Raw genomic sequence first — 26,116 nt, 5'->3', positions numbered from 1 at the left:
CCGGACGGCGGTTTCCTGTCGGTGGGGCGGGCTAGGCTGCCCGGCCCCACCGACCGGCCCGGCTCAGCCGCAGTGCTCGAAACCGCTCGTGTAGGTGTTGCTGCCGACCGAGCCGCCCCACTTCACGCAGGTCGCGCCGGCGGCCTTCTTCACCGGCCCGGCGTAGTAGGTGAAGCTGCCGGAGTCGGTCACCCGCGCCGAGCCCTGGACCTCGAGGAACGCCGAGACCGGGCTCGCCGTGCCGAGCGACGTCGCCTTCAGCGTCGTCACGCAGTTCGCCTTGGTCGAGGCGTTGTACAGCAGGTACGTCGTGCCGGACGACGCGGCCAGCGCCTGCTGGTCGACGACGGAGAAGCCCGAGCCGCAGACCTCTTCGGCGGAGTACGGGTTGCCGCCGCAGTTGTTCTTGCTCGTGAAGTTCGTGTGCCCGTAGTACGGCACGGCGACGCCGTTCAGCTTCGCCTTTTGCACCACGCTGTTCAGCCGCTCTTCGAAGTGCAGGTGCGGGCCGGTGACCCCGCCGGTCGCGCCCGCCTTGCCGATTTCCTTGCCGCCGGCGACCGACTGCCCGACCGAGACCTCCTGGGCCGACAGGTGCGCGTACCGGGTGCGCCAGCCGCTGCCGTGGTCCACCTCGATCCACTTGCCGTAGCTCGTGTTGCCCTCGTCGGCGACCCGCGTCACCGTGCCGGACGCCGCGGCCAGCACCGGCATGCCCGTGATGCCCGACTTCTGGAAGTCGACCGAGTACTCCGGGCTGTGGCCGCTGAACGTCGCCGCGGTCACGGTGACCCCGCACTTGAACGGCACCTGGAAGTTGGGCGCGGCCGACGCGGTCGCCGACCCGGCGAGGGTGAGGCCGAGCGCGGGCAGCGCCGCGGCGGCGGCGAACACGGCGAGCCGTCGCAACCTGGACATGGGGAAACCTCCTGACGAAGGGGACATCTCGACACCGCACAGCGAAGCCCTCGTCGGTACATTTTCCGTACAAGCACCCAGCGGAGGACGCGAAGATGATCACCAGACGGCTCGGGCGCCCCCAGGCCCAGGACTGGGTGCGCTGGGGGTTCGTCGCCGTGCCGATGTTCGCCGCGATGCCCCGGGCGAACACGCTCTCGTGGATCCTGATCGGGATCACCCTGGCCCTGTCGCTCCCGCTGCTGTGGATCTTCGGCACCGGCGGCCGCCGCTGGCTGCCGGTCGTGACGGTCACCGTGATCGCGGCCGCGGGCACCCTGTGGGCGATCGTGCCGAACAGCTGGGCGTCGGTGACGATGTTCAGCACCACGTTCTTCGTCGTGCTCTGGCTCTCGAAGCTGCCGATCATCCTCGCGGTCGGCATCGACCTGGCCGCGATCTCGTTCTGGGCGGGCTACCACCACGCCTGGGAAGGCGCGCTGCCGACGTACGCGATCGTCGCCGTGATCGTGCTGCTCGGGCTGAACCGGCGGACCCGGCTGGCCCGGATCGAGCAGACCGAGCTGGCCCTGGCCCGCGCGCAGACGGCGACCGAGGAGCACGCGCGCGCGGCCGCCCTCGCCGAACGCGCCCGCATCGCCCGTGAGCTGCACGACGTCCTGGCGCACTCGCTGGCCGGGCTGTCGCTGAACCTGCAGGGCGCGCGGCTCATGCTGGTGCGTGACGGGGCGAGCCCGGACGCCGTCACGCAGATCGAACGGGCGCAGAAGCTGGCGTCGGAAGGCCTCGCCGAAGCTCGCAAGGCCGTCGCCGCGCTGCGGGAAGACGCCGTCCCGGTCGAACGGACGATCGCGGACCTCCTGACCGCCTACCGGCTCGACAGCGGAGCCCGAGCGGACCTGACGATCGAGGGCGAGCCGCGCGAGCTCGACCCGGCGGTCGGCACCGCGCTGGTCCGCGCGGTGCAGGAGGCGCTGGCCAACACGCGCAAGCACGCGGCGCAGGCCGAGGTCGACGTCACCCTGGACTACGGGGGCGGGAGCGTCGCGCTGACCGTCGCCGACCGGCAGGGCAGGCGGCCGCCGGACGCGCCGGCGGCAGGCTACGGTTTGCGCGGGATGAGCGAACGGGTCGCGCTGCTCGACGGGCGGTTCGAGAGCGGGCCGGGGGAGGACGGATGGCGGATTCACCTGACGGTGCCGGCGTGAGCCTGCGCGTCGTGCTGGCCGACGACCAGGCGGTGGTCCGGGAAGGCCTGGTCACGCTGCTCGGGCTGCTCCCGGGCGTCGAGGTGGTCGGCGCCGCCGCCGACGGCCTGGCCGCCCTCGACCTCGTCGCCGAGCACCATCCCGACGTCGTGCTCGTGGACCTGCGGATGCCGCGCTGCGACGGCGTGGAGACCACCGAGCGGATCCGCGCCGAGCACCCGGGCACCGAGGTCGTCGTGCTGACCACGTACGCCGACGACGAGTCGCTGCTGGCCGCGTTGCGCGCCGGCGCCCGCGGGTTCCTCACGAAGGACGCCGACGCCGAGGCGATCGCCCGGGCGCTGCGCTCGGCGGCCGCCGGGCAGTCCACAGTGGACGGCGAGCTGCAGCGGCGGCTCGTCGAGGCCGCCACCCGCAGCACACCCAAGCGGGTCAAGGAGATCGAAGGCCTGACCGCCCGCGAGATCGAGGTGCTGCGGCTGATCGCGGCGGGCCTGTCGAACACGGAGATCGCGCGCACGCTGGTGGTGAGCGAAGCGACCGTGAAGACCCACGTGAACCACCTGTTCACCAAGGCCGGGCTGCGGGACCGCGCACAGGCGGTCGCCTTCGCCTACCGGGCGGGCATCGCGGACTGACTCACGGCAGCATTCGCTGGGTGAAGCCCGCCGCGGCCAGCCGGCCGGACGCCCGCGCCACCCCGGCCGGGACGTCCTGCGGGATCACGAAGCCGCGCGCGGCGTACGCGGTGATCCGCTGCGTCTCGCCGACCAGCATGCTGATCACCCGGTCCGCGTCCTCTTCGCCGGTGAGGTGGTCCTCGAACGACACCGCTTTCGACGCGCACACGATGTCGACGCCGGGCCAGAGCCGCTTCGCCGTCGCGTAGGCCCGTCGCTGCTGGTAGGGCCGCGCCACCAGCGTCACGGACCGGATCTCCCGCTCGGCGAGCAGCCGGCGGGTGAACTCGACGTTCTCCCCCGTGTTGCGTGCCGCGGGCTCGACCAGGATCACGTCGCCGGGCACGCCGAGCTCCAGCGCGATCTCGCGGTAGTGGACCGCTTCGCCACGCGGAAAGCGCTCCACCGTCGTCGGTGCGTTGGCCCCGGTGAACACCACGAGCGGGAACCACCCGGCGTGGAACAGCTCGGCCGTGTGGACGGCGACGCCGGGATCGCGGCTGCCCAGCCCGATCCCGACGTCGCAGCGCCGTGGCTCGTGCCGCAGGTCGTGGTAGTCCCACAACGTGCGGACGTCGTCCAGGTGCGCCGGCAGCATCAGCCGAACGCGGCTCGCAGGGCCGGCTTGCCGCCCGTGACCGGGAGCGTCACCGACGTCTTGGTCAGGTCGAGCGCCAGCCCCGCGCCCGGCTTCGGCCGCAGCGTGTAGTCGTGGTCGCTGGAGGCCAGCAGGAACTCCAGCCGGTGGCCCGCCGCGAGGACGTAGTCCTTCGGCATCAGCTCGACGCCGATCCGGTAGGTCTGACCGGGCGTGATCGGCTCGGTCCGGGCGGGTGACGTGCGGTTCTGCGGGTCGGTCCAGCCGCGGCTGATCACGTGGGACGTGCCGTCGGGGGCGCGGTCGAGCAGGATCGCGGAGACGTTCGCCGCGGGCCGGTCGAACGCCAGCGCCAGGTCGGCCCGCGCGGTGCCCGAGAGCCGGACGGACTGCTTCGCCGCCGAAGTCGCGTACAGCAGCCGGTTGCCCGACGATGCCAGGCCGGCGAGCTGCTCGATCGTCTTCGACGAGTCGTCGGCGAGGGTTTCGACGGCCGCCCTGCCCGGCACCGGGTTGCGGGTGTCGATGGTGCCCTTCGCCTTGCCGCCGGGCCACGGGTACACGCGCACGTCGGCCGTCGTGGGCGCCGGCCAGTCGGCTTCGTCGACCCACGAGAGGTCTTCGCGCTGGATCGTCGCCTTCGGCTCGTTCTGGATGCCGTTGTCGACGCCGTAGAGGTAGTGCGACATCCACTTGTTCAGCGTCGCGAGCCAGACGTCGCGCCGCAGCGAGTACGGGTCCGCGTGCCCGGACTGGTGCAGCCAGATCTTGTGCTCGACGCCGTGGGCCTTCAGCGCCTCGTACCACTCGCCGACCTGGTCGGTCTTGACGTTCCAGTCGTTGAGGCCGTGCACCGCGAGCACCGACGCGTGCACCTTCGCGACGTCGTTGCGGTAGTTGCGGACGTCCCAGAACGGCGTGTAGTCGCCGGTGACGCGGTCCTGGTCGCGGGCCAGCCCGTCGATCACCGAACGGCAGACCTGCCGGTCTTCGCGGGTGTAGACGTACTCGGCGAGCACGTCGGCGTCCTCGCCCTGGAACCCGCCGGCCGCGACGACGGCGCCGTCGTTGCGGTAGTACTGGTACCAGCTGGAGATGGCGGCGATCGGCACGATCGTCTCGAGGCCTTCGACGCCGGTGCTCGCGACGGCGTTGGGCAGCGTCCCGTTGTAGGACACGCCCATCATGCCGGTCTTGCCGGTGCTCCAGTCCGCCTTCGCCGCGGCGCCGGCGGCGTCACGGGCGGGCGTCCGGCCGTTGAGCCAGTCGACGACCGAACGCGCGCCGATCGTCTCGTTGACGTCACCCGTGGTCGGGCAGCCGGTGGAAAGCCCGCTGCCGAGCGACTCGCCGTACACGACGGCGAACCCGCGCGCGGTGAAGTAGTCCTGGTAGCGCCAGGTGATCGGGGTGGCCGGGCCGACGCCGTGCGCGGCGACGCGCGGGCCCTCCGGGGCGCGGGCGTGACCGGGCGCGTACAGCTCGACGTCGACGTCGTGGTTCGCGACGTCGTTGCCGCCGGCGTAGTACGGGCTGGCCTGGTAGACGACGGGGACCTTGAGGCCCTGCTGCGTCGCGCGCGGGCGCACGACCTGGGCGTGCACGAGGTCGTCCTGGCCGTCGTGGTCGCTGTCGACGGGCGCGGTGACCCAGACGTCCTCGCGGACGACGTCGGCCGGGTCGAACACCGGCTGCGCCTGGCCGCCGGTGAAGACCGGGCCGGGCGGGCCGGCGGCTTCGGCGGTGACCGCCGTGAGCGGCAGGGTCGCCAGTGCGAGGAGCAGGACTGCGGTTCGTGCGGCTTTCACTCAAACCCCCAAAGCCGGGCGAAGCGGACGACTGTCGAGACTTCCGCTCCGGCCGCGGGAGTGTCAAGAGACTAACGTCGGGGGCATGCCGACCGTGGAAGCGCCGATCGACGCCGTGACCGTCTACCCGCAGCAGGCCCGGATCACCCGCCGGGGCAAGGCACCGCTCGACGGCGGGCCGCGCCTGACCATCGCCGGGCTCCCCCTGTCCCTCGACCCGGCCTCGGTGCGCGTCACCGGGACCGGTCCCGCGCTGATCACGGGCGTCGACGTGCGCACCGAGCGGCACGCGGCGCCGGCCGATGCGGCGTTGCGGGCGCTCGTCGAGCAACGCCGTGCCGACCAGGCCACGCTCGACGGCGTCGTGGACGACGAAGCGGCCGAAGCGATGAAGGTGGATCTGCTGACTTCGCTCGCGAAGCGCAGCGGCGGCAGCTTCGCGAAGGCGCTGGCGGCCGGGACCGCCGAGCCGTCGCGCGTCGCCGAGGTGACGGACGCGCTGAGCTCGCGGCTGGCCGCGGCGTTGAAGTCCCGGCGGGTTCTCTCCGACCGGATCGCCCGGCTGCGCGAGGACCTCGCGGCGCTCGACCGCCGGATCGAGTCGCACAGCGCACGGTCCGAAGAGGACAGTACGTCGGTGGTGGTGGAACTGGAGATCTCCGATCCGTCGGGATCGGCGGAGCTGGAACTGTCCTATGTGGTCCCCGGCGCGAGCTGGGAGCCGGGCTACGACATCCGGGTCCGCGGCACGGACGTGACGGTGATGTCGTACGGCCTGGTCAGCCAGCACACGGGCGAGGACTGGCCGGAGTGCGAGCTGGCGCTGTCGACGGCCCGGCCGGCGGTCTCGGTGGTGGTGCCGGAGCTTTCGCCGTGGTACCTGGACCGCGTCCACCCGGCCCCGCCGACCCCCGCGGCGGCTTACGGTGGGTCCGGTGGTGGCGTTCCGGAAGTCTCGCGGATGCGGTTCGCGGCGGCGGCTCCCGCGATGGCGCCGAAGTTCGCCGCGGTCGAGCAGGGGACGACGGCGGTGACGTACCGGCCGTCACGTCCGGTGGCGGTGCCGTCGGGGGCCCAGGGGCACCGGACGACGTTGGCGCAGCTTTCGCTTGCGGCTGTGTTGGGTTACGTGACCGCGCCGGTTTTGGCGGAAGAGGCTTACTTGCGGGCCACAGTCGTGAACACGTCTTCCTCCGCTTTGCGGCCGGGGCGGGCTTCCGTGTTCCACGACGCGGAGTTCGTAGGGACGACTCGGTTGGAGCCTTGGGCCCCGGGTGAGGAGCTCGAGTTGGCACTGGGGGTCGACGACCGGATCCGGGTCGAGCGGGAGCTGGTCCGGCGGACCGCTTCGAAGGCGACTTTGTCGGGGCAGAAGCGGCGTGAGGCCGAGTATCGGATTTCGGTGGGGAACCATGGGCCTCGGGAGGCGGTGGTCACGGTGCTGGATCAGGCGCCGGTTTCGCGGGACGACACGGTCACGGTGAAGGACGTGAAGACGTCGCCGGAGCCGGTGGAGACGTCGGCGCTGGGCGAGTTCACGTGGAAGCTGACTTTGGCTGCGGGTGAGACCAAGACGGTGACGTTGTCTTACCGGGTCGATGTGGCGAAGGGCGTGGAACTCTCCGGCTGGCGGGAGTAAACGCCCCACTGAAAAGGGTGGCGGCCCGGTCCGGCCGCCACCCTTTCGTCAGCCCTGGGAGATGTACGCCTCCAGTTGTTCCTGGCTCTTCTCCAGCTCCTCCATCCGGTTCTTCACCACGTCACCGATGGAGATGATCCCTGCGAGACGGCCATCAGCCAGGACCGGGACGTGCCGGATGCGGCGCTCGGTCATCAGGATCGACAGCTGGTCCACCGAGTCCTCCGGTGAACAGCTCGCCACCAGCTTCGTCATGATCTCCGACACCGGCCCGTCCAACAGGCCGGGGCCGTGCTCGTTCAACCGGCGTACCACGTCGCGCTCCGAGACGATGCCCGCTATCGAGCCCTCCGGGGACACCACCACCATCGCGCCCACGTTGTTCTCGGCCAAGCCGGCCAGCAGCGCTGTCACCGTGGTCTCCGGGGTGACCGTCGCGACTGCCGACCCCTTCTTGCGCAGCAGATCCGCAATCCGCATGGCGATCCTTCCCGTCGGTGAGCTGGATCACCACAGGGTAAGGGCGGCGGGACGTGCGCGAAAGTCCGGCAAACGGGGCTTGTTCGTGGTATTCAAACCGATTCAGCCGAGACGTTCGGCCAGCCCGTCCAGCGCGAGGCGGATTCCGGCCGCGTAGTCGTCGTCGCCCAGGGCGTCGAGGCGGGTGCGGGCCAGCGCCAGCTGCTCGCGGGCCGCCGGGATGTCACCCAGTTTGCGGTAGTCCTCACCCAGGTTGAGGTGCAGTGACGGGTAGAACCCGCGCACGGCCAGCGACGAGTGGTACTCCTGCGCCCGCGAGTCGGTCAGGGAATCCGCCGCCGCCAGGGCTCGCAGGTCCCACTCGAGCTCCTCGGCCGGGTCGTCGCAGACGTCGGCCAGGTGGTGCGCCAGCGCGACGCGGTGCAGCGGGTCGCCGTCCGGTCCGATCGACGCCCACAACTGCGTGAAGGTCGCGTGCGCGCCCGCGCGGTCGCCGCCGATGTGCTGCCGCAGACCGGCGTCGATCGCCACCATCACGTCGTCGGTCATGCCGCTCCTTCGTCCGCCAGTGCCCGCAGCCGGGCCAGCCCCGGCCCGATCCGCTCGGTCGCGACCGCACCGTAACCGAACACGAGCCCGTGCCGCCGCTCCCCCATGGCGAAGTCTCCCAGTGAATACAGCCGGACGCCGTCGTGCCGGGCGCGGCGAACCAGGGACGAAAGATCCGCCGAAGAAGCGGCGCTCAGGTGCAGACCCGCGGAAGACGGCAACGGCGTCAAGAAATCCGCGAACAGATCGGCGAGCAACCCCGACAGCAGCTCGTGCCGCGCGCGGTAGACCTTCCGCATCCGCCGGATGTGCCGCGCGAAGCCGCCCTCGGCCATGAACGCCGCCAGCGCCGCCTGCTCGACGTTCGGCGCGTGCCAGTCGGTCAGGTACCGGGCCTTCACCAGCGACGGCACCAGCGACGGCGGCGCGACGAGGAACCCCAGCCGCAGCGCGGGCGAAAGCACCTTCGAGAACGAGCCGACGTACACGACCCGGCCGCGCGAATCCAAGCTGTGCAACGGTTCCAGGGGTCGTCCGGTGTAGCGGAACTCGGTGTCGTAGTCGTCCTCGACGACCACGGCGTCGTTCCGCTCGGCCCAGTCCAGCAGTTCGAGCCGCCGCTCCAGCGACATCGACAGCCCCAGCGGGTACTGGTGCGACGGCGTCACGTACACCAGCCGCGTCGCCGCCGGGATGGCGCTGACGACGATCCCGGAAGCGTCCACCGGCACCGGCGCGACCCGCACGCCGCGGGCGGCCAGCACCAGCCGCGGCGGCGGGTAGCCGGGGTCCTCGACCGCGGCCACGTCACCCGGCCGGAGCAGCACCCGCCCGACCAGGTCCGTCGTCTGCTGGGCCCCCGCGGTGACGACGACCTGGGCCGCGCTCGCCCGCACGTCCCGCGAGACACCGACGTGCCGCGCGATCTCGTCACGCAACTCAGCGAGGCCCTGTGGGTCGCCGTAGGTCATCAGGTCGGCCTGGCCGGCGCGCAGCCGCTGCGTGACGAGCCGGCGCCAGGTGTCGAACGGGAACCGGGTGAGGTCCGGGACGCCCGGCCGGAAGTCGAACTCCGGCGCCGGGGCGAACGGCGCGGGCGGCGACGGCATCGCGTCCCACTCCGGCAGCGGGCGGACACCCGAAACCAAGGACGGCGCGGGCCGGGTCAGGGAAGAAGCCGTGACGAACGTGCCCGCGCCGACGCGTCCGGCGAGGAACCCCTCGGCGGTGAGCCGGTCGTAGGCCGCGCTGACCGTCGTCCGGGAGACCGACAGCCGCTGGGCCAGCTCACGCGTGGGCGGCAGCGCCTCCCCGGAGCGGATCCGGCCGTCCAGGATCGCCGCGCGCAGCTGCCGGTAAATCGCGTCGCGGTGCCCGCGCGTCCCGGTCAGGTCGATGTGAACGTCCACGACTCCAGATTGGCACACCTGAAGTGGCGTGGAGTTGGCACTGTTCGTGGTCCGCTCCCCCGCCTAGCGTGCGAAGCATGGATCTCCGCGAACTCGACCGCCGCAGCCTGCTCGTGCTCGACAAGATCGTCGCCGCCGCCACGCCCGCCGACCTCGCGCGCCCCACGCCGTGCGCCGGCTGGACCCTGGCCGACCTGCTCCGCCACCAGGTCAGCGAGAACCACGCCTTCGCCACCGCGGCCCGCGAAGGCTCGGCCCCGGACTGGGAAGCCGGCGATCTCGGTGACGACGCCTACGCCGCGTATAAGGCTTCCGTCGACGACTTCCTGGCCGCCATGGCCGACGACGCCGTGCTGGACCGGCAGCTCACGATCAACCACTTCGGCACGTTCCCCGGCACGATCGCCGCGCACATGCACCTCGTCGACACCGTCGCGCACGGCTGGGACCTGGCCCGCACGCTCGGCCTGCCCTACGAGCCGGACGCCGAATCCGTGCACGCCGCCCTGCAGCTGGCCGGGCACATCCCGGACGAAGGCCGCGAGAAGAACGGCTCGTTCGCCCACAGCGTCGACGTCCCGGCGGACGCGAGCGAGCTCGACCGGTTCCTCGCCATCCTCGGCCGCGACCCGGCCTGGACCGTCAGCTGACCTCGGCGACCGGCGCGCTCCACGTGTTGCACGCCTTCGTGGTCTTGGCGTCGTAGCCGGCCTTCGCCCAGGACAGCTGGTGCTCGCGCGAGCCGTGGGTGTCGCTGTCGTTGGCGCGGCCGTAGTCGGCGACGGCGGCGTTCGCCAGCGACCGGCTGACCGAACCCGAGCCGGCGACCGCCGCCAGGAACAGCGCGCCGAAGCAGTTCGCCTGCAGCTCGATCCGGCGGACGACCTCCTTGTCGGCCGCGCTGTCCTCGTCCGGCGAGGTCATGTTGTCCGCCGCCGCGGACAGGATGCCGCTCTCGCGCTGCACGTGGTGGCCGTATTCGTGGGCGAGCGTCGCGACGTGCCGGGCCTTGTTGAGCCCGGCGTCCGACAGCATCCAGTCGGTCGGGGCGTAGATCGTGGTGTCGCCGCCGCAGTAGTAGGCGACGGCTTCGTTCTCCGTCGGCGCTTCGCCGCACGCGCTGTGCTCGGGCAGGGTCACCGAAACGGTCGCGGTCAGCGTCGGCTCTTTCGCCTTCTCCAGCGCCGGGCGCCAGGACTGCTCCAGGCACTCGACGAGCGCCCCGTAATAGGCCTTCAGCTGCGCGGCGGCCCGGCCCAGGTCGGGCAGTGAGCAGGTCGCCGGCCCGGGCGTGATGCCGTCGCCGAGCAGCGGGTTGCGGGCCAACTCCGGCACGGGTTTCGCGTCCGAGCCGCCGCTGAACGCGCGGCCGGTGTCGACGCCCTGCGCCACGACCGCGTGGCCGTCGACCCGGTGCGGGATGGTGGCCGCGATCAGCGAGATCGCCAGCACGACGATCATGACCCCGGCGACGGCGCCCCAGAGCCGGCTGCGCGGCGGGGCGATCGGGACGGGCGGCGCGGCGGCCCAGTTCGGCGCCCACGGGTTCGGCTCGGGTACCCACGCGGGTTCCGGGGACCGGGCCACCATCGGCGGCGGTGGTGGCGGCCCGGAGCGCCCCGGCGGAGCCGGTCCGTCGGTGTCGGTCACGTTCTCCCCCTGCTCAATGCGACCAGCATACGGACCCCCGCAGAGGGAAGGATCACGAAACGAAAACGCCGCCCGGTGGCCAGCGGGACCTGGAGCAGGCGAAACTGTGGTCATGAGTGTCGAGGACCCGTACCTGTGGCTGGAAGACGTGACCGGCGATGACGCGCTCGGCTGGGTGCGCGCCCGCAACGACGAGACGCTGGCCGAGCTGACCGCCGGCGCGCGGTTCGCCGAGCTGCGTGACGAGCTGCGCGAGGTGCTCGACGCCGACGACCGGATCCCGTACGTGCGCCGCCGCGGCGAGCTCCTCTACAACTTCTGGCAGGACGCGACCCACCCCCGCGGCCTGTGGCGGCGGACGACGCTGGAGTCCTACCGGCAGGCCGAGCCCGAGTGGGAACTCCTGCTCGACGTCGACGCGCTGGCCGAGGCCGAGGGCGAGAACTGGGTCTGGCAGGGCGCGACCGTGCTGCGGCCGGACTACCGCCTCGGCCTGGTCGAGCTTTCCCGCGGGGGCGCGGACGCCACGGTCGTGCGCGAGTTCGACCTCGACGCGCACGAGTTCGTCGAGGGCGGTTTCACCGTGCCGGAGGCGAAGACGCGGATCGGCTGGATCGACGAAGACCGCGTCTACCTCGGCACCGACTTCGGCGAAGGCACGCTGACCAGCTCGGGCTACCCGCGGCTGGCGAAGGAGTGGCGCCGCGGCACCCCGATCGAGGCCGCGACCGTGGTCTACGAGGGCAAGCCCGACGACGTCTCGATCGGCGCGTCCCACGACCCGACCGAAGGCTTCGAACGTGACTACGTCAGCCGCGCCGTCGACTTCTACCGCTCCGAGCTGTACCTGCGGACGCCCGCCGGGCTGGTCAAGATCGACGTCCCGGACGACGCGAGCGCGTCCGTCCACCGCGAGTGGCTGCTGGTGCGGCCGCGGACGGCGTGGACCGTCGGCGGCACCGAGCACCCGGCCGGATCGCTGGTCGCGATCCCGTTCGACGACTTCATGGCCGGCGACCGGGCGTTCACCACGCTCTTCACGCCCGACGAGCACACATCGCTCGACTATTGGGCCTGGACGCGCACCCACCTGCTGCTCGGCACGCTGCGCGACGTCCGCACCGAGCTGCGGACCCTGACGCCGGGACCGGACGGCTGGCGGGAGGAGCCGCTGTCCGGCGGGCCGGAGTTCGGCAGCGCGGACATCTTCGACACCGATCCCGACGTCAGCGACGAGTACCTGCTGAACTCCAGCGGCTTCCTCCAGCCGTCGACGCTGAGCTACGGCCACGTCGGCGAAGAGGTCGAAGTGCTGAAGCAGGCTCCGGCGTTCTTCGACGCTTCAGGAATGGACGTCGCGCAGTACTTCGCGACGTCGGAGGACGGCACGAAGATCCCGTACTTCGTCGTCCGGCCCGCCGGCGCCGAAGGCGGGCCGACGCTGCTGACCGGCTACGGCGGCTTCGAGGTCTCGCTGACGCCGTCCTACAGCGGGATGATCGGCCGCGGCTGGCTCGCGCGCGGCGGCACGTACGTCGTCGCGAACATCCGCGGCGGCGGCGAGTACGGGCCGAGCTGGCACACGCAGGCGATCAAGGCGCGGCGCCACCGCGTCTACGAGGACTTCGCCGCGGTGGCCGCGGATCTGGTGGAACGCGGCATCACGACGCCGGCGCGGCTCGGCATCCAGGGCGGCAGCAACGGCGGCCTGCTGATGGGCGTCATGCTGACGCGCTACCCGGACCGGTTCGGCGCGATCGTCAGCCAGGTGCCGCTGCTGGACATGCGCCGCTACCACCTGCTGCTGGCCGGCGCGTCGTGGATGGCCGAGTACGGCGACCCCGACGAGACCGCGGAATGGGACTACATCTCGAAGTACTCGCCGTACCAGAACGTCCACAGTGGACGCGCGTACCCGCCGTCGCTGTTCGTGACGTCCACGCGCGACGACCGCGTGCACCCCGCCCACGCCCGCAAGATGGTGGCGCGCATGCGTGAGCAGGGGCACGACGTCCGCTACCACGAGAACATCGAAGGCGGCCACGGCGCCGCGGCCGACAACGAGCAGCTGGCGTTCAAGTGGGCGCTGGTGTTCGAGTTCCTGTGGGAGCAGCTCACGAAGTGACGCGCGCGAGCACGACGCCGCCGACGATCAGGGCGAGCGCGGCCACCCGGCCGAGGCTCAGCGGGTCCTTGGCCACGACGACGCCGAGCACGATCGCGCCGACGGCGCCGATCCCGGTGAACACCGCGTAGGCGGTGCCCACCGGGACGGTGTCCATCGCGCGCGAGAGCAGGTAGACAGCGGCGGCGCCGAGCACGAAGCACAGGAGCGTCGGCCACGGCCGCGTGAAGCTCTCCGTCGGCTTGATGCTCTGCGACCAGGCTATTTCGACGAGCCCGGCGCAGACCAGTGTCACCCACCCCATCAGATGCTCTCGAGGGCCTGACGACGAGAAGCCGCGCGGTCGGCTTCTCGCGCGGCGAGGTGCGGGTCGACCAGGGCGTTGGTCAGCTCGGCGTGCACGAACCGGACGTCGTCGACGTCGTAGTGCCCGGCGATGAAGTCCCGCAGGTAGCGCTCGTGGTGGTCGAACGGCGCTCGCGGCGTCCCCGGCGCGTACGTCCCGCCGCGGGCGCCGGCGATGACGAACGCCTTGCCCTGCAAGGACATCCGCGGGAACGTCACCTGGTCGATCCACGTCTTGAGCGCGGCCGGGATCGAGAAGTTGTACATCGGCGCGCCGATCAGGACGACGTCCGCCTCGAGCAGCTCGGCCAGCAGCGGTTCGACGATCGCCCAGGCTTTCCGCTGCTCCGGCGTCTCGACGACGCCGGCGTAGTGCGCGGGATCGGTGATGCCGGCGGTCAGGAGCGCGTCGCAGATCTCGGTCCACGCCTCCCCGATCACCGGGACCGGATCGGCGGCGAGGTCGCGGTAGGTGCGGGTGCCCTCCCACATCGAGGCGTAGCGCGCGGACAGCTCGCGCGAGAACGACGTGCGGCGGGCGCTGGAGTCGAGGTGCAGCAGGTGGCTCACGGTTTCCTCCTCAAGTGGACACGGCGTCCGGTTGAGTCAACTGGACGCCGCGTCCGCTTATTCCCTAGGCTCCCGACATGCCCGAACGCGCCGACGCGGCCCGCAACCGCGCGAAGATCCTCGCGGCGGCCGACGAGCTGTTCACCGCCCACGGCGCGGCCGACGTGACGATGGAGGACATCGCGCGCACGGCCGGCGTCGGCCGCGGCACGCTCTACCGCCGCTACCCCGACCGCGCGTCGATCGCCGTCGCCCTGCTGGACGAGCACGAACGCCAACTACAGGAGTCGCTGCTGCGCGGCGACCCGCCACTGGGCCCGGGCGCGCCGCCGGCCGAGCGAATGGCGGCGTTCTACGCGGCGATGGTGGACCTGCTGGAGCGGCACGCGCACCTGGTGCTGGGCACGGAGGTCGGCCATTCCCGCTTCACGACGGGCGCGTACGGCTTCTGGCGCACGCACGTCCGGGTGCTGGCGGCGGGCGGGCCGGATCCCGACGTCCTGGCCGACATCCTGCTGGCGCCGCTCGCGCCGGAGCTGTACCTGCACCAGCGGGCGCGGGGCGTGTCGCCGGAGCGGATCACGGCGTCGCTGCGGGAGCTGGCCGGTCTCCTCTAGTCGAGCCCCCGCGGCCGGGCCCGCTTCGGGACGTACCGCGGCTTCGGTTTCGGTTCCTCGCCGCGGATCCGCGCGAGGGCGTCTTCGAAGGCCGTGAGCACGTCGACGACGAAGACGAGCCGTCCGACGCCGAGCCGGTGCAGCGCCGGGCCGTGATCGGCGGCCACGGTGACCGCGACGCCGAGCAGCAGCACCCGCCAGGCGCCGAACACCGCCGCGCGCGCCGGTTTGGCCAAGCCGGCGAACCCGGTCCGCAGCCGGTGGCAGTGGAAGGGCACGTGCCGCTCCTCGTCGGCGAGGATCCGGGCGGCGACCTGCGTGACGAGCGGGTCGCCGGCGCCGTCGCGCAGGGCGCGGTAGTACCGCAGCGCGACGACCTCGGCGATGAGCAGCACCATCAGCTCCAGCCGCAGCCCGAGGGCTCGCCGCAGCCGGACGAACACGGTGTCGGACCAGTGCGTCGCGATGGTGGGCACCCTGGCCGCCCCGAGGAGCTCGGCGAGCATCCGCGCGTGGTTCTGTTCCTCGGCGACGAAGAGCTTGACGGCGGCGAGGTACTCACCGCCGCCGGCCTTCGCGATGAGGTTGGCGCCGTCCCCGGCTTCGCCGACCTGGAACCGCTGCACGCTCTTGGCCACATCGGGGTGCAACCGGGCCCCGCGCTCCCAGGGCGGGTCCTCCCGGCCGCGACGGCGTTCGGCTTCCGCTTCGAATTCCCGCAACCAGTTCATCGAGCCCGATGATGCCGCGCGGCCGTGGATTTCGTGAGCGGCTCCGGTGGAGATCCAGTGAAGCTTGACGGGCTACCAAGTTAGAATGCTAGCATTCTGTCATGGCGGACAAGGACGTCAAGCAGTTCAACGTGTACCTCCCCGTGGACCTGATCCGGGAGGTCAAGCACCACGCCGTCGACACCGGACAGTCACTGTCGGCGCTCGTCACCGAGGCGCTTCGCCAGTACCTCGCCACCGAAGGAGACCAGGGATGACCACCACCGGGATCGACGCCGTGTACCTCGAGACGCACAACTGGGGGAAGGCCGCCAAGTTCTTCCAGACCCTCGGCTACGAAATCGACTTCACGACCGACCACAACTCGGGGCTGCTGCGCAACGGCGACGGGCCGTACCTGTTCATCGCCGAAGTACCCGAGAGCCAGCCGACCGGGATGAAGCTCGTCCTGAAGACCCCGAGCGACGCGACGCCCGACGTCGAGGTCGTCTCCCCCTTCGAGGACACCCACTTCGGGACCCGCGAGATGACCGTCCGCGATCCCGACGGACGGGAGTGGATCCTCCAGGCCGGGAGCTGACGCGCAGTCCGCTCGCCGTCGGCTGACGCCTCAGCGTCCGGACTGCGCGTCGATCGGGTTGGGGGCGAAGCGGAGCCGGCTGCGGCCGAAGGAGTGGACGAGGTTGTCCCAGAACCGCCCGAACGTCAGCGGCGCCCGCACCGAGTCGAGCATCTCGCGGATCTCCGGCCGGGCAAGGGACTTCCTCGCCGCCCCGATCGCCTCCGCGGAGACGACGCCGTTCCCCGCGCTCCCCGCGGCCGCGAGCTCCTCGGGCGAACCGGCCCCGGCGTCCGCGATCATCCACGCCACCGAGAGCTCCTTCTGGTGCCCCGCCGGCCGGCTGGCGATCGGGAGGCTGTGCGCGGCGAGCGGGCTGGCGAGCCCCAGGTCGTCGACCACGGTTTCGGTCCGGGGCAGGAGAAGTCCCGGGAACCCGAGCGCGCCGGGGCTGGAGATCACCGTGCGCGTCGCCGGGTACACCACCCACGTCCCGAACAGGGACACCACGACGACCGGCCCGGGCACCCGCGCCCGCGCCGCCGCGAGCTCGGGCAGGTAGCCGGGGATGAGCGCGGCGTCGTCCGCGGTGACCGGGTGTTCCTTGCCGGTCGAGTCCACCCAGAACACGCGCGCGTCGCTGATGCCGTACGCGCCGATCTTGTGCTGCTCGGCGGAGACCGGCCGCAGGCCGACGGCGCTGGTGACGGTCCAGGCCACGACGGCCAGCACGAGCGGCGTGGTCCACCGGGTCAGCGGGGCGACCATGACCGGCAGGAGCAGGCAGGTGAGCACGGGCAGGAGCATCCGGGCGTGCATGTAGTCGCCGCCGACCCGGGTGACGTACAGCCCGAGCACGATTCCGGCGACCACCGGGGTCAGCACGACCACGAGCCTCGTCCGGTCACGGTCGCGCAGGACGAGCACGGCGACGACGAGCAGCAGCGCGACCGGGACCAGCAGCCAGTAGGCGGCGAACAGCTCGACGAGGTAGAGCCACCCACGGTCCCAGCGGGCCTGCGTGGCTTCCTTGGCCAGCGCGGTGTTGGGCGTGATCAGCCCGTAGTAGCCCATCCGGAACACCTGGTACGCCACCGGAATCAGGCCGGTGAGCGCGAGCCAGCCGAGCACCCGGCGCCAGCCCGGCCGGACGACGAGCACCAGCGCGGCGAACGTGATCGCGGAGACCAGCGCGAACTCGGGGCGGACCAGCGGGCCGCAGCCGAGCAGCAGCAGGGTGGGCCAGATCCGGACCGGGCCGCCGGTCGCGTGCCGGACCAGCTGCCACCACACGAGCGACAGCCACAGCGTGACGAGCCCCGTCTCCAGCCCAGACGTCGCGTAGTCCCAGAAGGGCGGCAGCGCCAGCACCACGAGGGCGCCGGCCGGCACGATCCGCCGGTCCGGGAACAGGCGCCGGGCGCCGTCGAGCCCGAAGAACAGGCCGCCGAGGGCGGACAGCAGCCCGAGGACGACCGCCACCCACTCCAGCCGCAGCCACGGCTGCAACCCGCCGAGCGCCAAGACGTAGGTCCACAGCGTGCTCGTGTTGGCTTCGACCCGCTCGCCGGCGTTGAACACCGGCCCGTTCCCGTCGAGCAGGTTCTGCACGGTGCGCAGGACGATCAGGCCGTCGTCGCACACCCAGCGGCGTTGCCAGGCGAGGAAGGAGAAGATCGCGAGAACAATCCCGATCGACCACCAGTGTGAAAATGCCTTACCGCGCGAGGGTCTGTCGGTTTTCTGCGCAGGCTGATCGACGACGAGTGAGGCCATCGGCGGGTTCCCTCCCCGGTTTCCGCACGAAAAGTGCATCACGAAGGGGTCCGACGTTCGATCCCCCTGCCGGGAAGATTAACTCGAACGAGTGAATTCCCGGCGGGTGGGGGTCCAGACCACTCGCAGGAGCGACGCAATCCGCGAAAAATCAGCGAAAATAAACCCGAAAACGTGTGGGATGGCCGCGCGGAATGTGTTTTCCGCTCAGCGCGACGCTCGGGCCGCGATGCCATCCAGCACGCAGCCCAGGCCGAACTCGAAGACCTCCTCCGCGCTCCGGTCCACCCCCTCGATCACCCGGCGCGAGAACTGCGGGTACTCGCCGCTCTCGATGACTTCGCGGATGTACGGGCCGACGCTCGCCTGCCACTGCTCCTTCGTCAGCCCCGACCGGCGCTGGGCCTGCAGCTCCGCCAGCTCCTGCGTCACCGTCCCGAAGACGTACGCCAGCACCGCGTCCACCACCCCCGCCACGAACGTGATGTCGCCGGTCAGCGGCGCCGCCGCCGCGAGGGCGGCTTCGTGGCGACGCAGCGAGTTCGCCCCCAGCGCCGGGCGGCCGGGGATCGCCCCGCTCAGCCAGGGGTGCCGCAGCAGCGTCGTGCGGACCTGGCGGGCGACGCTCATCAGGTCGGCGCGCCAGTCACCCGTGACCTCGGCGTCCTCGGCGCCCTTGACCTCGTCGATCATCAGGTCCAGCAGGTCGTCGCGGCTCGCGACGTAGCGGTAGAGCGACGCCGTGCCCGAGCCGAGCTCGGCCGCGACCCGGCGCATCGAGAGCGCGGGCAGGCCTTCGGTGTCGGCGATCGTGATCGCCGTCCGCACGATCCGCTCGACGCTCGGGGCCTGGCGCCGCGGACTGCGCCGCTCCTTCGCCCAGACCAGCGTCGGCTCGTCCGCCATCGTCGTCCTCCCGAGGTTCGTTGCGAACAGCGTACCTGAGTGGCTACGGTGTATCCGTAGTGAGAACACTGTAGCCATAACCTGGGGGAACCATGACTCGCGTGCTCATCGCCGGCGGCGGCACCGTCGGCCTGTCCGCCGCCCTCTTCCTCGCCCACCACGGCGTGCCCGCGCTCGTCGCCGAACGCGCCGACAGCCCGTCCGCGCACCCGCGCGCCACCGGCCTGAGCTTCCGCACCCTGGAGTTCTTCCGCCAGGCGGGGATCGCCGACGCCGTCGAGGCGGTCGCCGTCCGGCGCACCGCCACCCTCGGCAAGATCTACGCCGCCACCCTGGCCACCGCGGACGTGCCGGACACGCCGCCCGCCGTGCCGAACAGCCCGAACGTCGCCGCGTCCCGGCACAGCCCGAGCGTGCTGCGCGGCACCTGCCCGCAGGACCGGCTCGACTCGGTGCTCCTCACCGCGGCCCGCGAACGCGGCGCGACCGTCGCGTACTCGACGTCGCTCGTCTCGTTCGAGCAGGACGCCACCGGCGTCACCGCGGTCCTCGACGGCCCGGACGGCCGGCGCACCGAACGCGCGGACTACCTGATCGCGGCCGACGGCGGCCGCAGCGAGGTGCGGGCCGCGCTCGGCATCGGCACGACAGGCCCGGGCGCGCTCGGGCAGCCCCTGCTCAACATCCTGTTCCGCGCCGACCTGACGCCGTACACGAAGGGCCACCACTTCGCGAACTGCACGATCACGACCCCCGACTCCCCCGGGATGCTGGTGACCGTCGATGCCGAGAAGGACTGGATCTTCCACACCGAGCTCGGCGACGAGCCGGTGGACGCCTTCCCGCCGGCGCGCTGTGCCGCGCTGATCCGGGCCGCGGTCGGCGTTCCGGACCTGGCCGTCGAGGTGCTGAGCGTGCTGCCGTGGCGAGTGCGCGGGCAGCTGGCCGACCGGTTCCGCGCCGGGCGGGTGTTCCTCGCCGGCGACGCGGCGCACACGGTGCCGCCGCTCGGGGCGTTCGGCGCGAACACCGGCATGGCCGACGCGCACAACCTGGCGTGGAAGCTGGCCGCGGTCCCCGGCGGCGCGGCGGGTCCGGCGCTGCTGGACACCTACGAAGCCGAACGCCGTCCGGTGGCCGCGCTCGCGCTCGACCAGGCGTTGCGGCGGCTCGAGGATCCCCGGCTGCACTGGGAGCAGGGCCCCGCCGCCGCGGCGGCCCGCGCGGCCGCCGGCGTCGTCAACGCCCCGGTCATCCACCTCGGCTACCGCTACGACTCGGCGGCGGTGCTCGACGCGCGGCCCGGGCTGCCGTCCACCGAGGACGTCGTGCTCGACGGGACGCCCGGGTCGCGGCTCCCCCACGCCTGGCTCGCCGACGATCTGTCCACTTTGGATCTCGTCGGCGACCGGCTGACCCTGCTCACCGGCCCCGGTGGTGGCGGAGTACCGGCCGGTGACTTCGACATCCACGTCGTCGAGGACGAAGAATGGCTGCGCGACACGGGAATCGCGGACGGCGGCGCGGTACTGGTGCGCCCGGACCACTTCATCGCGTGGCGAGGGCGCCCGGACGAGGCGGCCGGGGCGGCGGCGCGGGTGTTGGCCCGCTGACCGTTGTCCGCCGGCCTTCGCGGCGACGAATTCCGGGCGCTGCACGAGCGGCCCGGGCGGAGGTCCTCGCCAACGTACGGAAGATCGCCGAGGCGACGCCGCTGCCCGTGACGCGCCGATTTCCGAGCTGCAGCAGGCGTTCCGCTGACCCGGGTGGCGCCCACCCGGGTCAGCGGCAGCCGTCAGCTACAACCGGACGTCGCTCCGCAGCCTTCGCAGGCGTAGCACGACCCTGCCGGGCGCATCTTCGTTCCGCACGTCATGCACAGCGGGGCGTCCGCCGCCTTGCCGAGGCGGAGCTCCATCAGCTCCGTCGTCGTCTGGGCTTCGCGGTGCGGGTGCTCGGTCTCCTCCGCGTGCGGCTCCGGCGATGAGTCCACTGTGGACCGTAGGCCCACGACGTCGACGCTCGGGCCGCCGTAGTTCGCTTCGACCTCGGCCGAGCGCTCGTCCGCGGACAGAATGCCCAGCTGCGCGCGCTTTTCCTCCGGCAGGTAGTCCAGCGCCAGCCGGCGGAACAGGTAGTCCAGCACGCTGGTGGCGATCCGGATGTCCGGGTCGTCGGTCATCCCGGCCGGCTCGAAGCGCAGGTTGGAGAACTTCGAGACGTAGAACTCGAGCGGGATGCCGTACTGCAGGCCCACCGAGATCGACATCGAGAACGCGTCCATCACACCGGCCAGCGTCGACCCCTGCTTGCCGAGCTTGACGAAGATCTCGCCGAGGCCGTCGTCCGGGTACGAGCCCGCCGTCAGGTAGCCCTCCGCGCCGCCGACGGTGAACGACACCGTCTGGCTCGGGCGCTTCTTCGGCAGGCGCTTGCGCACCGGCCGGTACTCGACGACCTTCTCCGGCTCGGCCGCCGCCGTGCTCTTCTTGCCGGTGGACAGCGGCTGGCCGACCTTGCAGTTGTCGCGGTAGATCGCGAGGGCCTTGAGGCCGAGCTTCCAGCCCTGGAAGTAGATCTCCTCGACCTCTTCGACCGTCGCCGACTCCGGCATGTTGACCGTCTTCGAGATCGCACCCGACAGGAACGGCTGCACCGCGGCCATCATCCGGACGTGCCCGATCGGCGCGATCGACCGCTCGCCGACCGCGCAGTCGAACACCTCGTAGTGCTCGGGACGCAGCCCCGGCGCGTCGACGACGTGGCCGTTCTGCGCCACGAACTCGACGATCGCCTCGACCTGCTCGGCCTGGTAGCCCAGCGCCTCGAGCGCGCGCGGCACCGTCTGGTTGACGATCTGCATCGAGCCGCCGCCGACGAGCTTCTTGAACTTCACCAGCGAGAAGTCCGGCTCGATCCCGGTGGTGTCGCAGTCCATCATGAAGCCGATGGTGCCGGTGGGCGCGAGCACCGACGCCTGCGCGTTGCGCCAGCCGTGCTTCGTCCCGATGTCGATGCCCTGCTTCCACTCCTCCGTCGCCAGCTTGCGGACCGCGGCGTCGTTGGCGTGGTAAGTGCGGACGAGCTCGTTCGCCGCCGCGTGCTTGCGCATCACGCGCTGGTGCGATTCGGCGTTGCGCGCGTAACCCTCGTACGCGCCGACAGCCCGGGCCAGCTCGGCCGAGCGCCGGTAGGACACGCCGGTCATCAGCGACGTGATCGACGCCGCGAGCGCGCGGCCGCCGTCGGAGTCGTACGCGTGGCCCAGGGCCATCAGCAGCGCGCCCAGGTTCGCGTAGCCGATGCCGAGCTGGCGGAACTTCCGCGTCGTGTCGGCGATCGGCTCGGTCGGGAAGTCCGCGAAGCAGATGGAGACGTCCATCGCCGTGATGACGAACTCGACGGCGCGCGCGAACAGCGGCGCGTCGAACGTGCCCTCGGGCGTGACGAACTTGAGCAGGTTCAGCGAAGCCAGGTTGCAGCTCGAGTTGTCGAGGTGCATGTACTCGCTGCACGGGTTGGACGCGGTGATCCGGCCGGACTCCGGGCAGGTGTGCCAGTCGTTGATCGTGCCGTCGTACTGGATGCCGGGGTCGGCGCACTCCCACGCGGCCTGGGCGACGTCGCGGAACAGCGTCTTCGCGTCGGTCCGGTCGATCACCTCGCCGGTGAGCCGGGCGCGCAGGCCGAAGTCGGTGCCGTTCTCGACCGCCTGCATGAACTCGTCGGACACGCGGACCGAGTTGTTCGCGTTCTGGTACTGCACCGACGAGATGTCCGCGCCGGAGAGGTCCATGTCGAACCCGGCGTCGCGCAGGACCTTGATCTTCTCCTCTTCGCGCGCCTTCGTCCGGACGAACTCCCCGATGTCCGGGTGGTCGATGTCGAGCACGACCATCTTCGCCGCGCGCCGGGTGGCGCCGCCGGACTTGATGGTGCCCGCGGACGCGTCGGCGCCGCGCATGAACGAGACCGGGCCGGACGCGGTGCCGCCGGAGGTCAGCAGCTCCTTCGAGGAGCGGATGCGGGAGAGGTTCAGGCCGGCACCGGAGCCGCCCTTGAAGATCAGCCCCTCCTCGCGGTACCAGTTGAGGATCGACTCCATGGTGTCGTCGACGGCGAGGATGAAGCAGTTGTGGACCCGGAGGTTCCCGGAGAGGTACTCACCGGATTCCGTCTGGATGTCGTAGACGGGCATTTCGCCCCGGCTCCGGATCTCGGCGATCTCGAGCCGCTTCGTGTCCTTGGCCGCCAAACCCGGCTTTTCGAACGACGCTTCCAGCTTCGCGGTCTTCACGGGATCGATGAAGCCGATCTCGTCCGCGAAGATCCGCCGGTCACCGGCGTTCTGGATCCGGATGCCCCAGAGATCGTGCCGATCCGGGCGGCTCTCCTTCTTGCGGGCGACGCGGGCGAAGATGCCGAACCGCGCCAGCAGTTGCTGCAGGCCGCGGCTCAGTTCCTCGCCGATCATGTCCAGCGCGACCAAGGTGGACCGCTCGCGCTCCGAGACGTAGCCCTCGGCCTGGAAGATGCTCCGCAGGTACGCGGCCACGACCGGGAGGGGCGCCGTGTGCAGGTGCGCCGGCACCTCCATGTCGGTCCCCCGGGCGCGCAGCCCCCAGGCGTCGACGAAGTTTTCGAGAACGGTGCCGTAGAGCCGGGTGCGGCGGCAGTCGAGCGTTTCGTCCTGCGTTTCGACGGTGCGTTCCTTGCGGTGGACGTCCGGGAAGACCCGGTCGAGCGCAGTGCGCACCCAGGCCAGTTCCGCGTCGTTCACCGTCATCGCTTCGATGGTCAGCGAGCGGTTCGTCCCCTGGTACTGGCCGACGAATCCGTCCGACTGCAGCCAGCCGGCGAGCGCGGCCTCGGCCACGTCGATGTCACGGATTTCCTCTTCGCCGAAGGCACTCCGGCGGTGCCATTCGAGCTGGTCGCCCACGCGGAGGTCCCCGGCGGGCACGAACTTGCCGCCGCTCGAGCTCGCACGCCACACGAGGTGGTCCGCCGTCACGTCGAGGACGTGACCCGACTTGGTCGTGACCCGCAGGACCTCCTTCACGCCGTTCGCCTTGGTGGCGACGACCTTGGTCAGCCCGTGCGCGTCGTAGACCTTGGCGCCCACCGCGTTCAGCTCGACGAACCGGCCGATCGGCACGGCACCCCCGGGGGTGCTCACCAGCGCGTCGTAGGGCTGGCACGCGCTGACCTGCTGCTTCGACGGCGTGCCGACGTTGAACCAGACCGGGGAGTTGAAGCTGAAGACCTGGTGCAGCAGCATCCAGGTGAGCTCGTGCTCGAAGATCTCGAGGTCCTGCGGCGCGGCGAAGTAGCCGTGGTCGCGCGCGGCCTTGACGTAGGTCTTCACGACGCGGTCGATGAGCTGCTTGAGGCTGCGCTCGCGCTGCGGGCTGCCGACGGCGCCGCGGAAGTACTTGCTGGTGACGATGTTGGTGGCGTTGACCGACCAGGACTCGGGGAACTCCACGCCGCGCTGCTCGAAGTTGACCGAGCCGTCGCGCCAGTTCGTCATCACGACGTCGCGCTGTTCCCAGGTCACCTCGTCATAGGGGTGCTTCCCCTCGGTGGTGAAGACGCGCTTCACGCTCAGCCCGCCGGCGGTCTTGCTCTTCTTGCCGGCGGCCGCGCCGGTTCCGGTTCCCACGGTTTCGGTCATCGGTCGAACCCTCACTCCCGCAGCGGGACGGTCAATCGCCGTCTTCGCGCTGATCGCTCTCCTCCGGGGCAGCAGAACCCGCCATGGCCTCACGAAGATCGGCTATCTCCTTCTCGAAGTCCTCGACCGAGGAGAAGGAGCGGTAGACACTGGCGAACCGGAGGTAGGCGACCCCGTCGAGCTCACGCAGCGGGCCCAGGATGGCCAGGCCGACCTCGTGACTCGGGATCTCCGCCAGACCGGCGGAGCGGATCGACTCCTCCACGCGCTGCGCGAGCTGCTGCAGCGCGTCGTCGTCGACCGGCCTGCCCTGGCAGGCGCGGCGGACGCCGCTCACCACCTTGTCTCGGCTGAACTGTTCGGTGACCCCGGACCGCTTGACGACGGCGAGCACCATCGTCTCCGAGGTCGTGAACCGCCGTCCGCAGGACGCGCACGAGCGCCGCCTGCGGATCGCCTGGCCTTCATCCACCTCTCGGGAGTCGACGACCCGGGAGTCCGCATGCCGGCAGAACGGGCACCTCATCCGCCGATCACCTTCCCCTCATGGCCGGCCGCCCCGGTCGACGTCCCGCGGCCACCATGCACCCCTGCACCTGGTGATCGTTTTGTGGACATCCGGTGGGTAAGAGCCGACCAGCTGTGGACAACTGCTGTCCAGTCTACCCCAACCTGTGGACCAACTACAGCGGTGTAACTACTACATATAGCGGGCGAGCGTAGAACTCGGCGGGGGCGTGCGCAAGCGGCACGGCCGGGGCGGAACCCGCCCGGGTGAGGGCGAGCCGGCTCCGGTGGCGAGGCCGGGTCTGCTTCTTACGGGCTTGGGGCAGCGTCGACGGGGAGACTGTGGCGCCCCCTCCCTGGTGCGTGAGGGGACGCTCGTTCCGCGTGGCGCCTTCGGCCGCCGTCGCGAGCCGGGCGGCCGACGGTTCTATCGGGTCGGCGGGTTCACTGAGGCGGGTGATTCACGTCGGCCGTTCGCCAGGCTCGACCCCTGAGCCGACTCATGCCGGAGTTCCGCACTGCTCCATTCGTGTCACCTGGCCCACGGTCGAGCCGTCCCGGTTGGCGCATCGTGCGCGATGGTCGACCGCGCCCGGACGTCACCGCCGACTCCGCCCCCTTGCCGCAGGACCAAGCCGATGGGCGGACCGTTTCGTGCGCCGCCATCGCGTGGCCGGGCCGGCGGACAGCCCGTCACCGGTCGTCGGCAGCGTGCGCCGAGATCGCCTCGCGGCCGGACCTGGCGGACCGAGGCCGCTCCGGCCGAACCGCGGTTTCGCACCGGCACCGCCGAGGCGGGCGGGCGTCACGGCGTGGCGTCGGCGACCGGGACCGTCAGCGGCAGCCCGGGCACCAGGACGGCCTCGTCCAGGCGGTTGAGCTCCTTGATCCGGGCGACGACCGCGCTCGCGTCGCTCTCCGGCGCGAACCGCGCGGCCAGCGAAGACAGCGTCTCGCCCTGGCCTACCGACACCGTCGCCGTCCGTTCCGGCACCGGGGCGTTCGCGGCGCCGCCGCCGCCCAACAGGCCCAGCCCGGCGACCACGAGACAGGTCGCGACGGCGAGCCCGGCGAGCCACGGCCACCGCACCGGCACCCGGCGCGGCGCCGCGCACGGGGCACCGGCCGGGCGGCGGCCCGCGACGACCCGCGCGCGTGTCGGCGGCCGCTGCACCTCGCCGCGACGCCCGCGCAAAACGCGCACGGGACGGGGTGGTGCCGGGACCGGCGTCGCCGGGCGGGCGTGCCCGCGTTCGGCCAGAATGGACATCCGAACCTCCTCGAAACCCTGGTGTTCGCCTGTTTCCCCGGCCGGTGCCGGCCCGTGGATCAAGGTCGAACAAGCGTTCTATCGAACGCCCGTG

Annotated in this window: 24 protein-coding genes; 9 read left to right on the top strand and 15 right to left on the bottom strand. The window is 71.5% G+C overall.

The genetic code is table 11. The features are described 5' to 3' along the window. Nucleotides 1-63: 63 nt before the first annotated feature. Nucleotides 64-918, bottom strand: a complete 855-nt coding sequence (locus AB0C38_RS34795; RefSeq protein WP_360681722.1) for a M23 family metallopeptidase — start codon at nucleotides 916-918, stop codon at nucleotides 64-66. A 95-nt stretch (nucleotides 919-1,013) separates the two neighbouring features. Here AB0C38_RS34795 and AB0C38_RS34790 point away from each other — a divergent pair, with 95 nt between their 5' ends. Further along, nucleotides 1,014-2,126, top strand: coding sequence for a histidine kinase (locus AB0C38_RS34790; protein WP_360681720.1), 1,113 nt, complete (start codon nucleotides 1,014-1,016; stop codon nucleotides 2,124-2,126). Then, nucleotides 2,123-2,764 (top strand): response regulator transcription factor, encoded by a 642-nt coding sequence (locus tag AB0C38_RS34785; protein ID WP_360681832.1) that lies wholly within the window; start codon nucleotides 2,123-2,125, stop codon nucleotides 2,762-2,764. Before AB0C38_RS34790 ends, AB0C38_RS34785 begins: the two co-directional genes overlap by 4 nt. A 1-nt stretch (nucleotide 2,765) precedes the next feature. Here AB0C38_RS34785 and AB0C38_RS34780 read toward each other — a convergent pair whose 3' ends face one another. Both AB0C38_RS34780 and AB0C38_RS34775 read right to left on the bottom strand, forming a co-directional pair. Then, nucleotides 2,766-3,404 carry a YdcF family protein gene (locus tag AB0C38_RS34780; RefSeq protein ID WP_360681718.1) on the bottom strand — a complete coding sequence of 213 codons (639 nt, stop codon included), beginning with the start codon at nucleotides 3,402-3,404 and terminating at the stop codon, nucleotides 2,766-2,768. Continuing rightward, nucleotides 3,404-5,212 carry a Xaa-Pro dipeptidyl-peptidase gene (locus AB0C38_RS34775; RefSeq protein ID WP_360681716.1) on the bottom strand — a complete coding sequence of 603 codons (1,809 nt, stop codon included), beginning with the start codon at nucleotides 5,210-5,212 and terminating at the stop codon, nucleotides 3,404-3,406. The genes AB0C38_RS34780 and AB0C38_RS34775 overlap by 1 nt, the downstream gene beginning before the upstream one ends. An 85-nt stretch (nucleotides 5,213-5,297) precedes the next feature. On the opposite strand from AB0C38_RS34775, the gene AB0C38_RS34770 reads away from it, so the two are divergent. After that, entirely contained in the window at nucleotides 5,298-6,851 is a 1,554-nt protein-coding gene (locus AB0C38_RS34770; protein ID WP_360681714.1) for a DUF4139 domain-containing protein, read from the top strand. 48 nt (nucleotides 6,852-6,899) lie between these two features. On the opposite strand, the gene AB0C38_RS34765 is transcribed toward AB0C38_RS34770, so the two are convergent. The 3 genes from AB0C38_RS34765 to AB0C38_RS34755 all read right to left on the bottom strand — a co-directional run bounded on the left by AB0C38_RS34765 (nucleotide 6,900) and on the right by AB0C38_RS34755 (nucleotide 9,289). Beyond that, entirely contained in the window at nucleotides 6,900-7,331 is a 432-nt protein-coding gene (locus tag AB0C38_RS34765) for a CBS domain-containing protein (protein WP_360681712.1), read from the bottom strand. 102 nt (nucleotides 7,332-7,433) lie between these two features. After that, complete coding sequence (locus AB0C38_RS34760; RefSeq protein WP_360681710.1) at nucleotides 7,434-7,880, bottom strand: hypothetical protein; 447 nt, start codon at nucleotides 7,878-7,880, stop codon at nucleotides 7,434-7,436. Then, nucleotides 7,877-9,289: a PLP-dependent aminotransferase family protein gene (locus AB0C38_RS34755; RefSeq protein ID WP_360681708.1), complete on the bottom strand. Its 1,413-nt coding sequence runs from the start codon at nucleotides 9,287-9,289 to the stop codon at nucleotides 7,877-7,879. Before AB0C38_RS34755 ends, AB0C38_RS34760 begins: the two co-directional genes overlap by 4 nt. Nucleotides 9,290-9,366: 77 nt before the next feature. Here AB0C38_RS34755 and AB0C38_RS34750 point away from each other — a divergent pair, with 77 nt between their 5' ends. Continuing rightward, nucleotides 9,367-9,939 (top strand): TIGR03086 family metal-binding protein, encoded by a 573-nt coding sequence (locus AB0C38_RS34750; protein WP_360681707.1) that lies wholly within the window; start codon nucleotides 9,367-9,369, stop codon nucleotides 9,937-9,939. Here the strand turns inward: AB0C38_RS34750 and AB0C38_RS34745 are convergent. Beyond that, nucleotides 9,932-10,879, bottom strand: a complete 948-nt coding sequence (locus AB0C38_RS34745; RefSeq protein WP_360681830.1) for a neutral zinc metallopeptidase — start codon at nucleotides 10,877-10,879, stop codon at nucleotides 9,932-9,934. The genes AB0C38_RS34750 and AB0C38_RS34745 overlap by 8 nt on opposite strands. 172 nt (nucleotides 10,880-11,051) lie before the next feature. Here AB0C38_RS34745 and AB0C38_RS34740 point away from each other — a divergent pair, with 172 nt between their 5' ends. After that, entirely contained in the window at nucleotides 11,052-13,064 is a 2,013-nt protein-coding gene (locus AB0C38_RS34740; protein WP_360681705.1) for a prolyl oligopeptidase family serine peptidase, read from the top strand. On the opposite strand, the gene AB0C38_RS34735 is transcribed toward AB0C38_RS34740, so the two are convergent. Further along, nucleotides 13,054-13,368: a multidrug efflux SMR transporter gene (locus tag AB0C38_RS34735; protein ID WP_360681702.1), complete on the bottom strand. Its 315-nt coding sequence runs from the start codon at nucleotides 13,366-13,368 to the stop codon at nucleotides 13,054-13,056. The genes AB0C38_RS34740 and AB0C38_RS34735 overlap by 11 nt on opposite strands. Beyond that, nucleotides 13,368-13,979, bottom strand: coding sequence for an NAD(P)H-dependent oxidoreductase (locus AB0C38_RS34730; protein ID WP_360681700.1), 612 nt, complete (start codon nucleotides 13,977-13,979; stop codon nucleotides 13,368-13,370). The genes AB0C38_RS34735 and AB0C38_RS34730 overlap by 1 nt, the downstream gene beginning before the upstream one ends. A 77-nt stretch (nucleotides 13,980-14,056) precedes the next feature. Here AB0C38_RS34730 and AB0C38_RS34725 point away from each other — a divergent pair, with 77 nt between their 5' ends. Continuing rightward, nucleotides 14,057-14,596, top strand: a complete 540-nt coding sequence (locus AB0C38_RS34725) for a helix-turn-helix domain-containing protein (RefSeq protein ID WP_360681699.1) — start codon at nucleotides 14,057-14,059, stop codon at nucleotides 14,594-14,596. On the opposite strand, the gene AB0C38_RS34720 is transcribed toward AB0C38_RS34725, so the two are convergent. Continuing rightward, nucleotides 14,593-15,327, bottom strand: a complete 735-nt coding sequence (locus AB0C38_RS34720) for a ferritin-like domain-containing protein (RefSeq protein WP_360681697.1) — start codon at nucleotides 15,325-15,327, stop codon at nucleotides 14,593-14,595. The two genes, AB0C38_RS34725 and AB0C38_RS34720, sit on opposite strands and share 4 nt — an antisense overlap. 101 nt (nucleotides 15,328-15,428) lie before the next feature. On the opposite strand from AB0C38_RS34720, the gene AB0C38_RS34715 reads away from it, so the two are divergent. Continuing rightward, nucleotides 15,429-15,584, top strand: coding sequence for a ribbon-helix-helix domain-containing protein (locus AB0C38_RS34715; RefSeq protein WP_284741118.1), 156 nt, complete (start codon nucleotides 15,429-15,431; stop codon nucleotides 15,582-15,584). Continuing rightward, nucleotides 15,581-15,907, top strand: a complete 327-nt coding sequence (locus AB0C38_RS34710) for a VOC family protein (RefSeq protein ID WP_360681695.1) — start codon at nucleotides 15,581-15,583, stop codon at nucleotides 15,905-15,907. The genes AB0C38_RS34715 and AB0C38_RS34710 overlap by 4 nt, the downstream gene beginning before the upstream one ends. A gap of 30 nt (nucleotides 15,908-15,937) precedes the next feature. On the opposite strand, the gene AB0C38_RS34705 is transcribed toward AB0C38_RS34710, so the two are convergent. Beyond that, a complete protein-coding gene (locus tag AB0C38_RS34705) occupies nucleotides 15,938-17,530 on the bottom strand; it encodes an arabinofuranosyltransferase (RefSeq protein WP_360681693.1) in 1,593 nt (530 codons plus the stop codon). Nucleotides 17,531-17,869: 339 nt separating this feature from the next. Continuing rightward, nucleotides 17,870-18,568, bottom strand: a complete 699-nt coding sequence (locus AB0C38_RS34700; protein WP_360681691.1) for a TetR/AcrR family transcriptional regulator — start codon at nucleotides 18,566-18,568, stop codon at nucleotides 17,870-17,872. A gap of 92 nt (nucleotides 18,569-18,660) precedes the next feature. Here AB0C38_RS34700 and AB0C38_RS34695 point away from each other — a divergent pair, with 92 nt between their 5' ends. Beyond that, nucleotides 18,661-20,181, top strand: coding sequence for an FAD-dependent monooxygenase (locus AB0C38_RS34695; protein ID WP_360681689.1), 1,521 nt, complete (start codon nucleotides 18,661-18,663; stop codon nucleotides 20,179-20,181). 182 nt (nucleotides 20,182-20,363) lie between these two features. On the opposite strand, the gene AB0C38_RS34690 is transcribed toward AB0C38_RS34695, so the two are convergent. From AB0C38_RS34690 to AB0C38_RS34680, 3 genes are all read right to left on the bottom strand, one after another. Beyond that, the gene (locus AB0C38_RS34690) at nucleotides 20,364-24,245 is read right to left on the bottom strand and encodes a vitamin B12-dependent ribonucleotide reductase (protein WP_360681687.1); all 3,882 of its coding nucleotides are present in this window, start codon (nucleotides 24,243-24,245) and stop codon (nucleotides 20,364-20,366) included. A gap of 31 nt (nucleotides 24,246-24,276) precedes the next feature. Then, nucleotides 24,277-24,771 carry a transcriptional regulator NrdR gene (gene nrdR / locus AB0C38_RS34685; protein ID WP_086676168.1) on the bottom strand — a complete coding sequence of 165 codons (495 nt, stop codon included), beginning with the start codon at nucleotides 24,769-24,771 and terminating at the stop codon, nucleotides 24,277-24,279. 786 nt (nucleotides 24,772-25,557) lie between these two features. Next, nucleotides 25,558-26,022 (bottom strand): LysM peptidoglycan-binding domain-containing protein, encoded by a 465-nt coding sequence (locus tag AB0C38_RS34680; RefSeq protein WP_360681685.1) that lies wholly within the window; start codon nucleotides 26,020-26,022, stop codon nucleotides 25,558-25,560. Between the last annotated feature and the right edge of the window lie 94 nt (nucleotides 26,023-26,116).

Origin of the sequence: Amycolatopsis sp. NPDC048633 (assembly GCF_040650695.1) — a bacterium.
Taxonomy (GTDB): Bacteria; Actinomycetota; Actinomycetes; order Mycobacteriales; family Pseudonocardiaceae; genus Amycolatopsis.
The sequence above is the reverse complement of the archived record's forward strand: the minus strand, read 5'-3'. Positions and strand labels throughout refer to the sequence as shown.

Bases quoted from the DNA above. Each gene is read 5' to 3' on its own strand.
- AB0C38_RS34720 (WP_360681697.1), bottom strand. From the start codon at position 15,327: ATGAACTGGTTGCGGGAATTCGAAGCGGAAGCCGAACGCCGTCGCGGC.
- AB0C38_RS34780 (WP_360681718.1), bottom strand. From the start codon at position 3,404: ATGCTGCCGGCGCACCTGGACGACGTCCGCACGTTGTGGGACTACCAC.
- AB0C38_RS34745 (WP_360681830.1), bottom strand. From the start codon at position 10,879: ATGGTGGCCCGGTCCCCGGAACCCGCGTGGGTACCCGAGCCGAACCCG.
- AB0C38_RS34760 (WP_360681710.1), bottom strand. From the start codon at position 7,880: ATGACCGACGACGTGATGGTGGCGATCGACGCCGGTCTGCGGCAGCAC.
- AB0C38_RS34750 (WP_360681707.1), top strand. From the start codon at position 9,367: ATGGATCTCCGCGAACTCGACCGCCGCAGCCTGCTCGTGCTCGACAAG.
- AB0C38_RS34715 (WP_284741118.1), top strand. From the start codon at position 15,429: ATGGCGGACAAGGACGTCAAGCAGTTCAACGTGTACCTCCCCGTGGAC.
- AB0C38_RS34680 (WP_360681685.1), bottom strand. From the start codon at position 26,022: ATGTCCATTCTGGCCGAACGCGGGCACGCCCGCCCGGCGACGCCGGTC.
- AB0C38_RS34790 (WP_360681720.1), top strand. From the start codon at position 1,014: ATGATCACCAGACGGCTCGGGCGCCCCCAGGCCCAGGACTGGGTGCGC.
- AB0C38_RS34710 (WP_360681695.1), top strand. From the start codon at position 15,581: ATGACCACCACCGGGATCGACGCCGTGTACCTCGAGACGCACAACTGG.
- AB0C38_RS34795 (WP_360681722.1), bottom strand. From the start codon at position 918: ATGTCCAGGTTGCGACGGCTCGCCGTGTTCGCCGCCGCCGCGGCGCTG.
- nrdR (WP_086676168.1), bottom strand. From the start codon at position 24,771: ATGAGGTGCCCGTTCTGCCGGCATGCGGACTCCCGGGTCGTCGACTCC.
- AB0C38_RS34770 (WP_360681714.1), top strand. From the start codon at position 5,298: ATGCCGACCGTGGAAGCGCCGATCGACGCCGTGACCGTCTACCCGCAG.
- AB0C38_RS34735 (WP_360681702.1), bottom strand. From the start codon at position 13,368: ATGGGGTGGGTGACACTGGTCTGCGCCGGGCTCGTCGAAATAGCCTGG.
- AB0C38_RS34765 (WP_360681712.1), bottom strand. From the start codon at position 7,331: ATGCGGATTGCGGATCTGCTGCGCAAGAAGGGGTCGGCAGTCGCGACG.
- AB0C38_RS34700 (WP_360681691.1), bottom strand. From the start codon at position 18,568: ATGGCGGACGAGCCGACGCTGGTCTGGGCGAAGGAGCGGCGCAGTCCG.
- AB0C38_RS34695 (WP_360681689.1), top strand. From the start codon at position 18,661: ATGACTCGCGTGCTCATCGCCGGCGGCGGCACCGTCGGCCTGTCCGCC.
- AB0C38_RS34690 (WP_360681687.1), bottom strand. From the start codon at position 24,245: ATGACCGAAACCGTGGGAACCGGAACCGGCGCGGCCGCCGGCAAGAAG.
- AB0C38_RS34740 (WP_360681705.1), top strand. From the start codon at position 11,052: ATGAGTGTCGAGGACCCGTACCTGTGGCTGGAAGACGTGACCGGCGAT.
- AB0C38_RS34725 (WP_360681699.1), top strand. From the start codon at position 14,057: ATGCCCGAACGCGCCGACGCGGCCCGCAACCGCGCGAAGATCCTCGCG.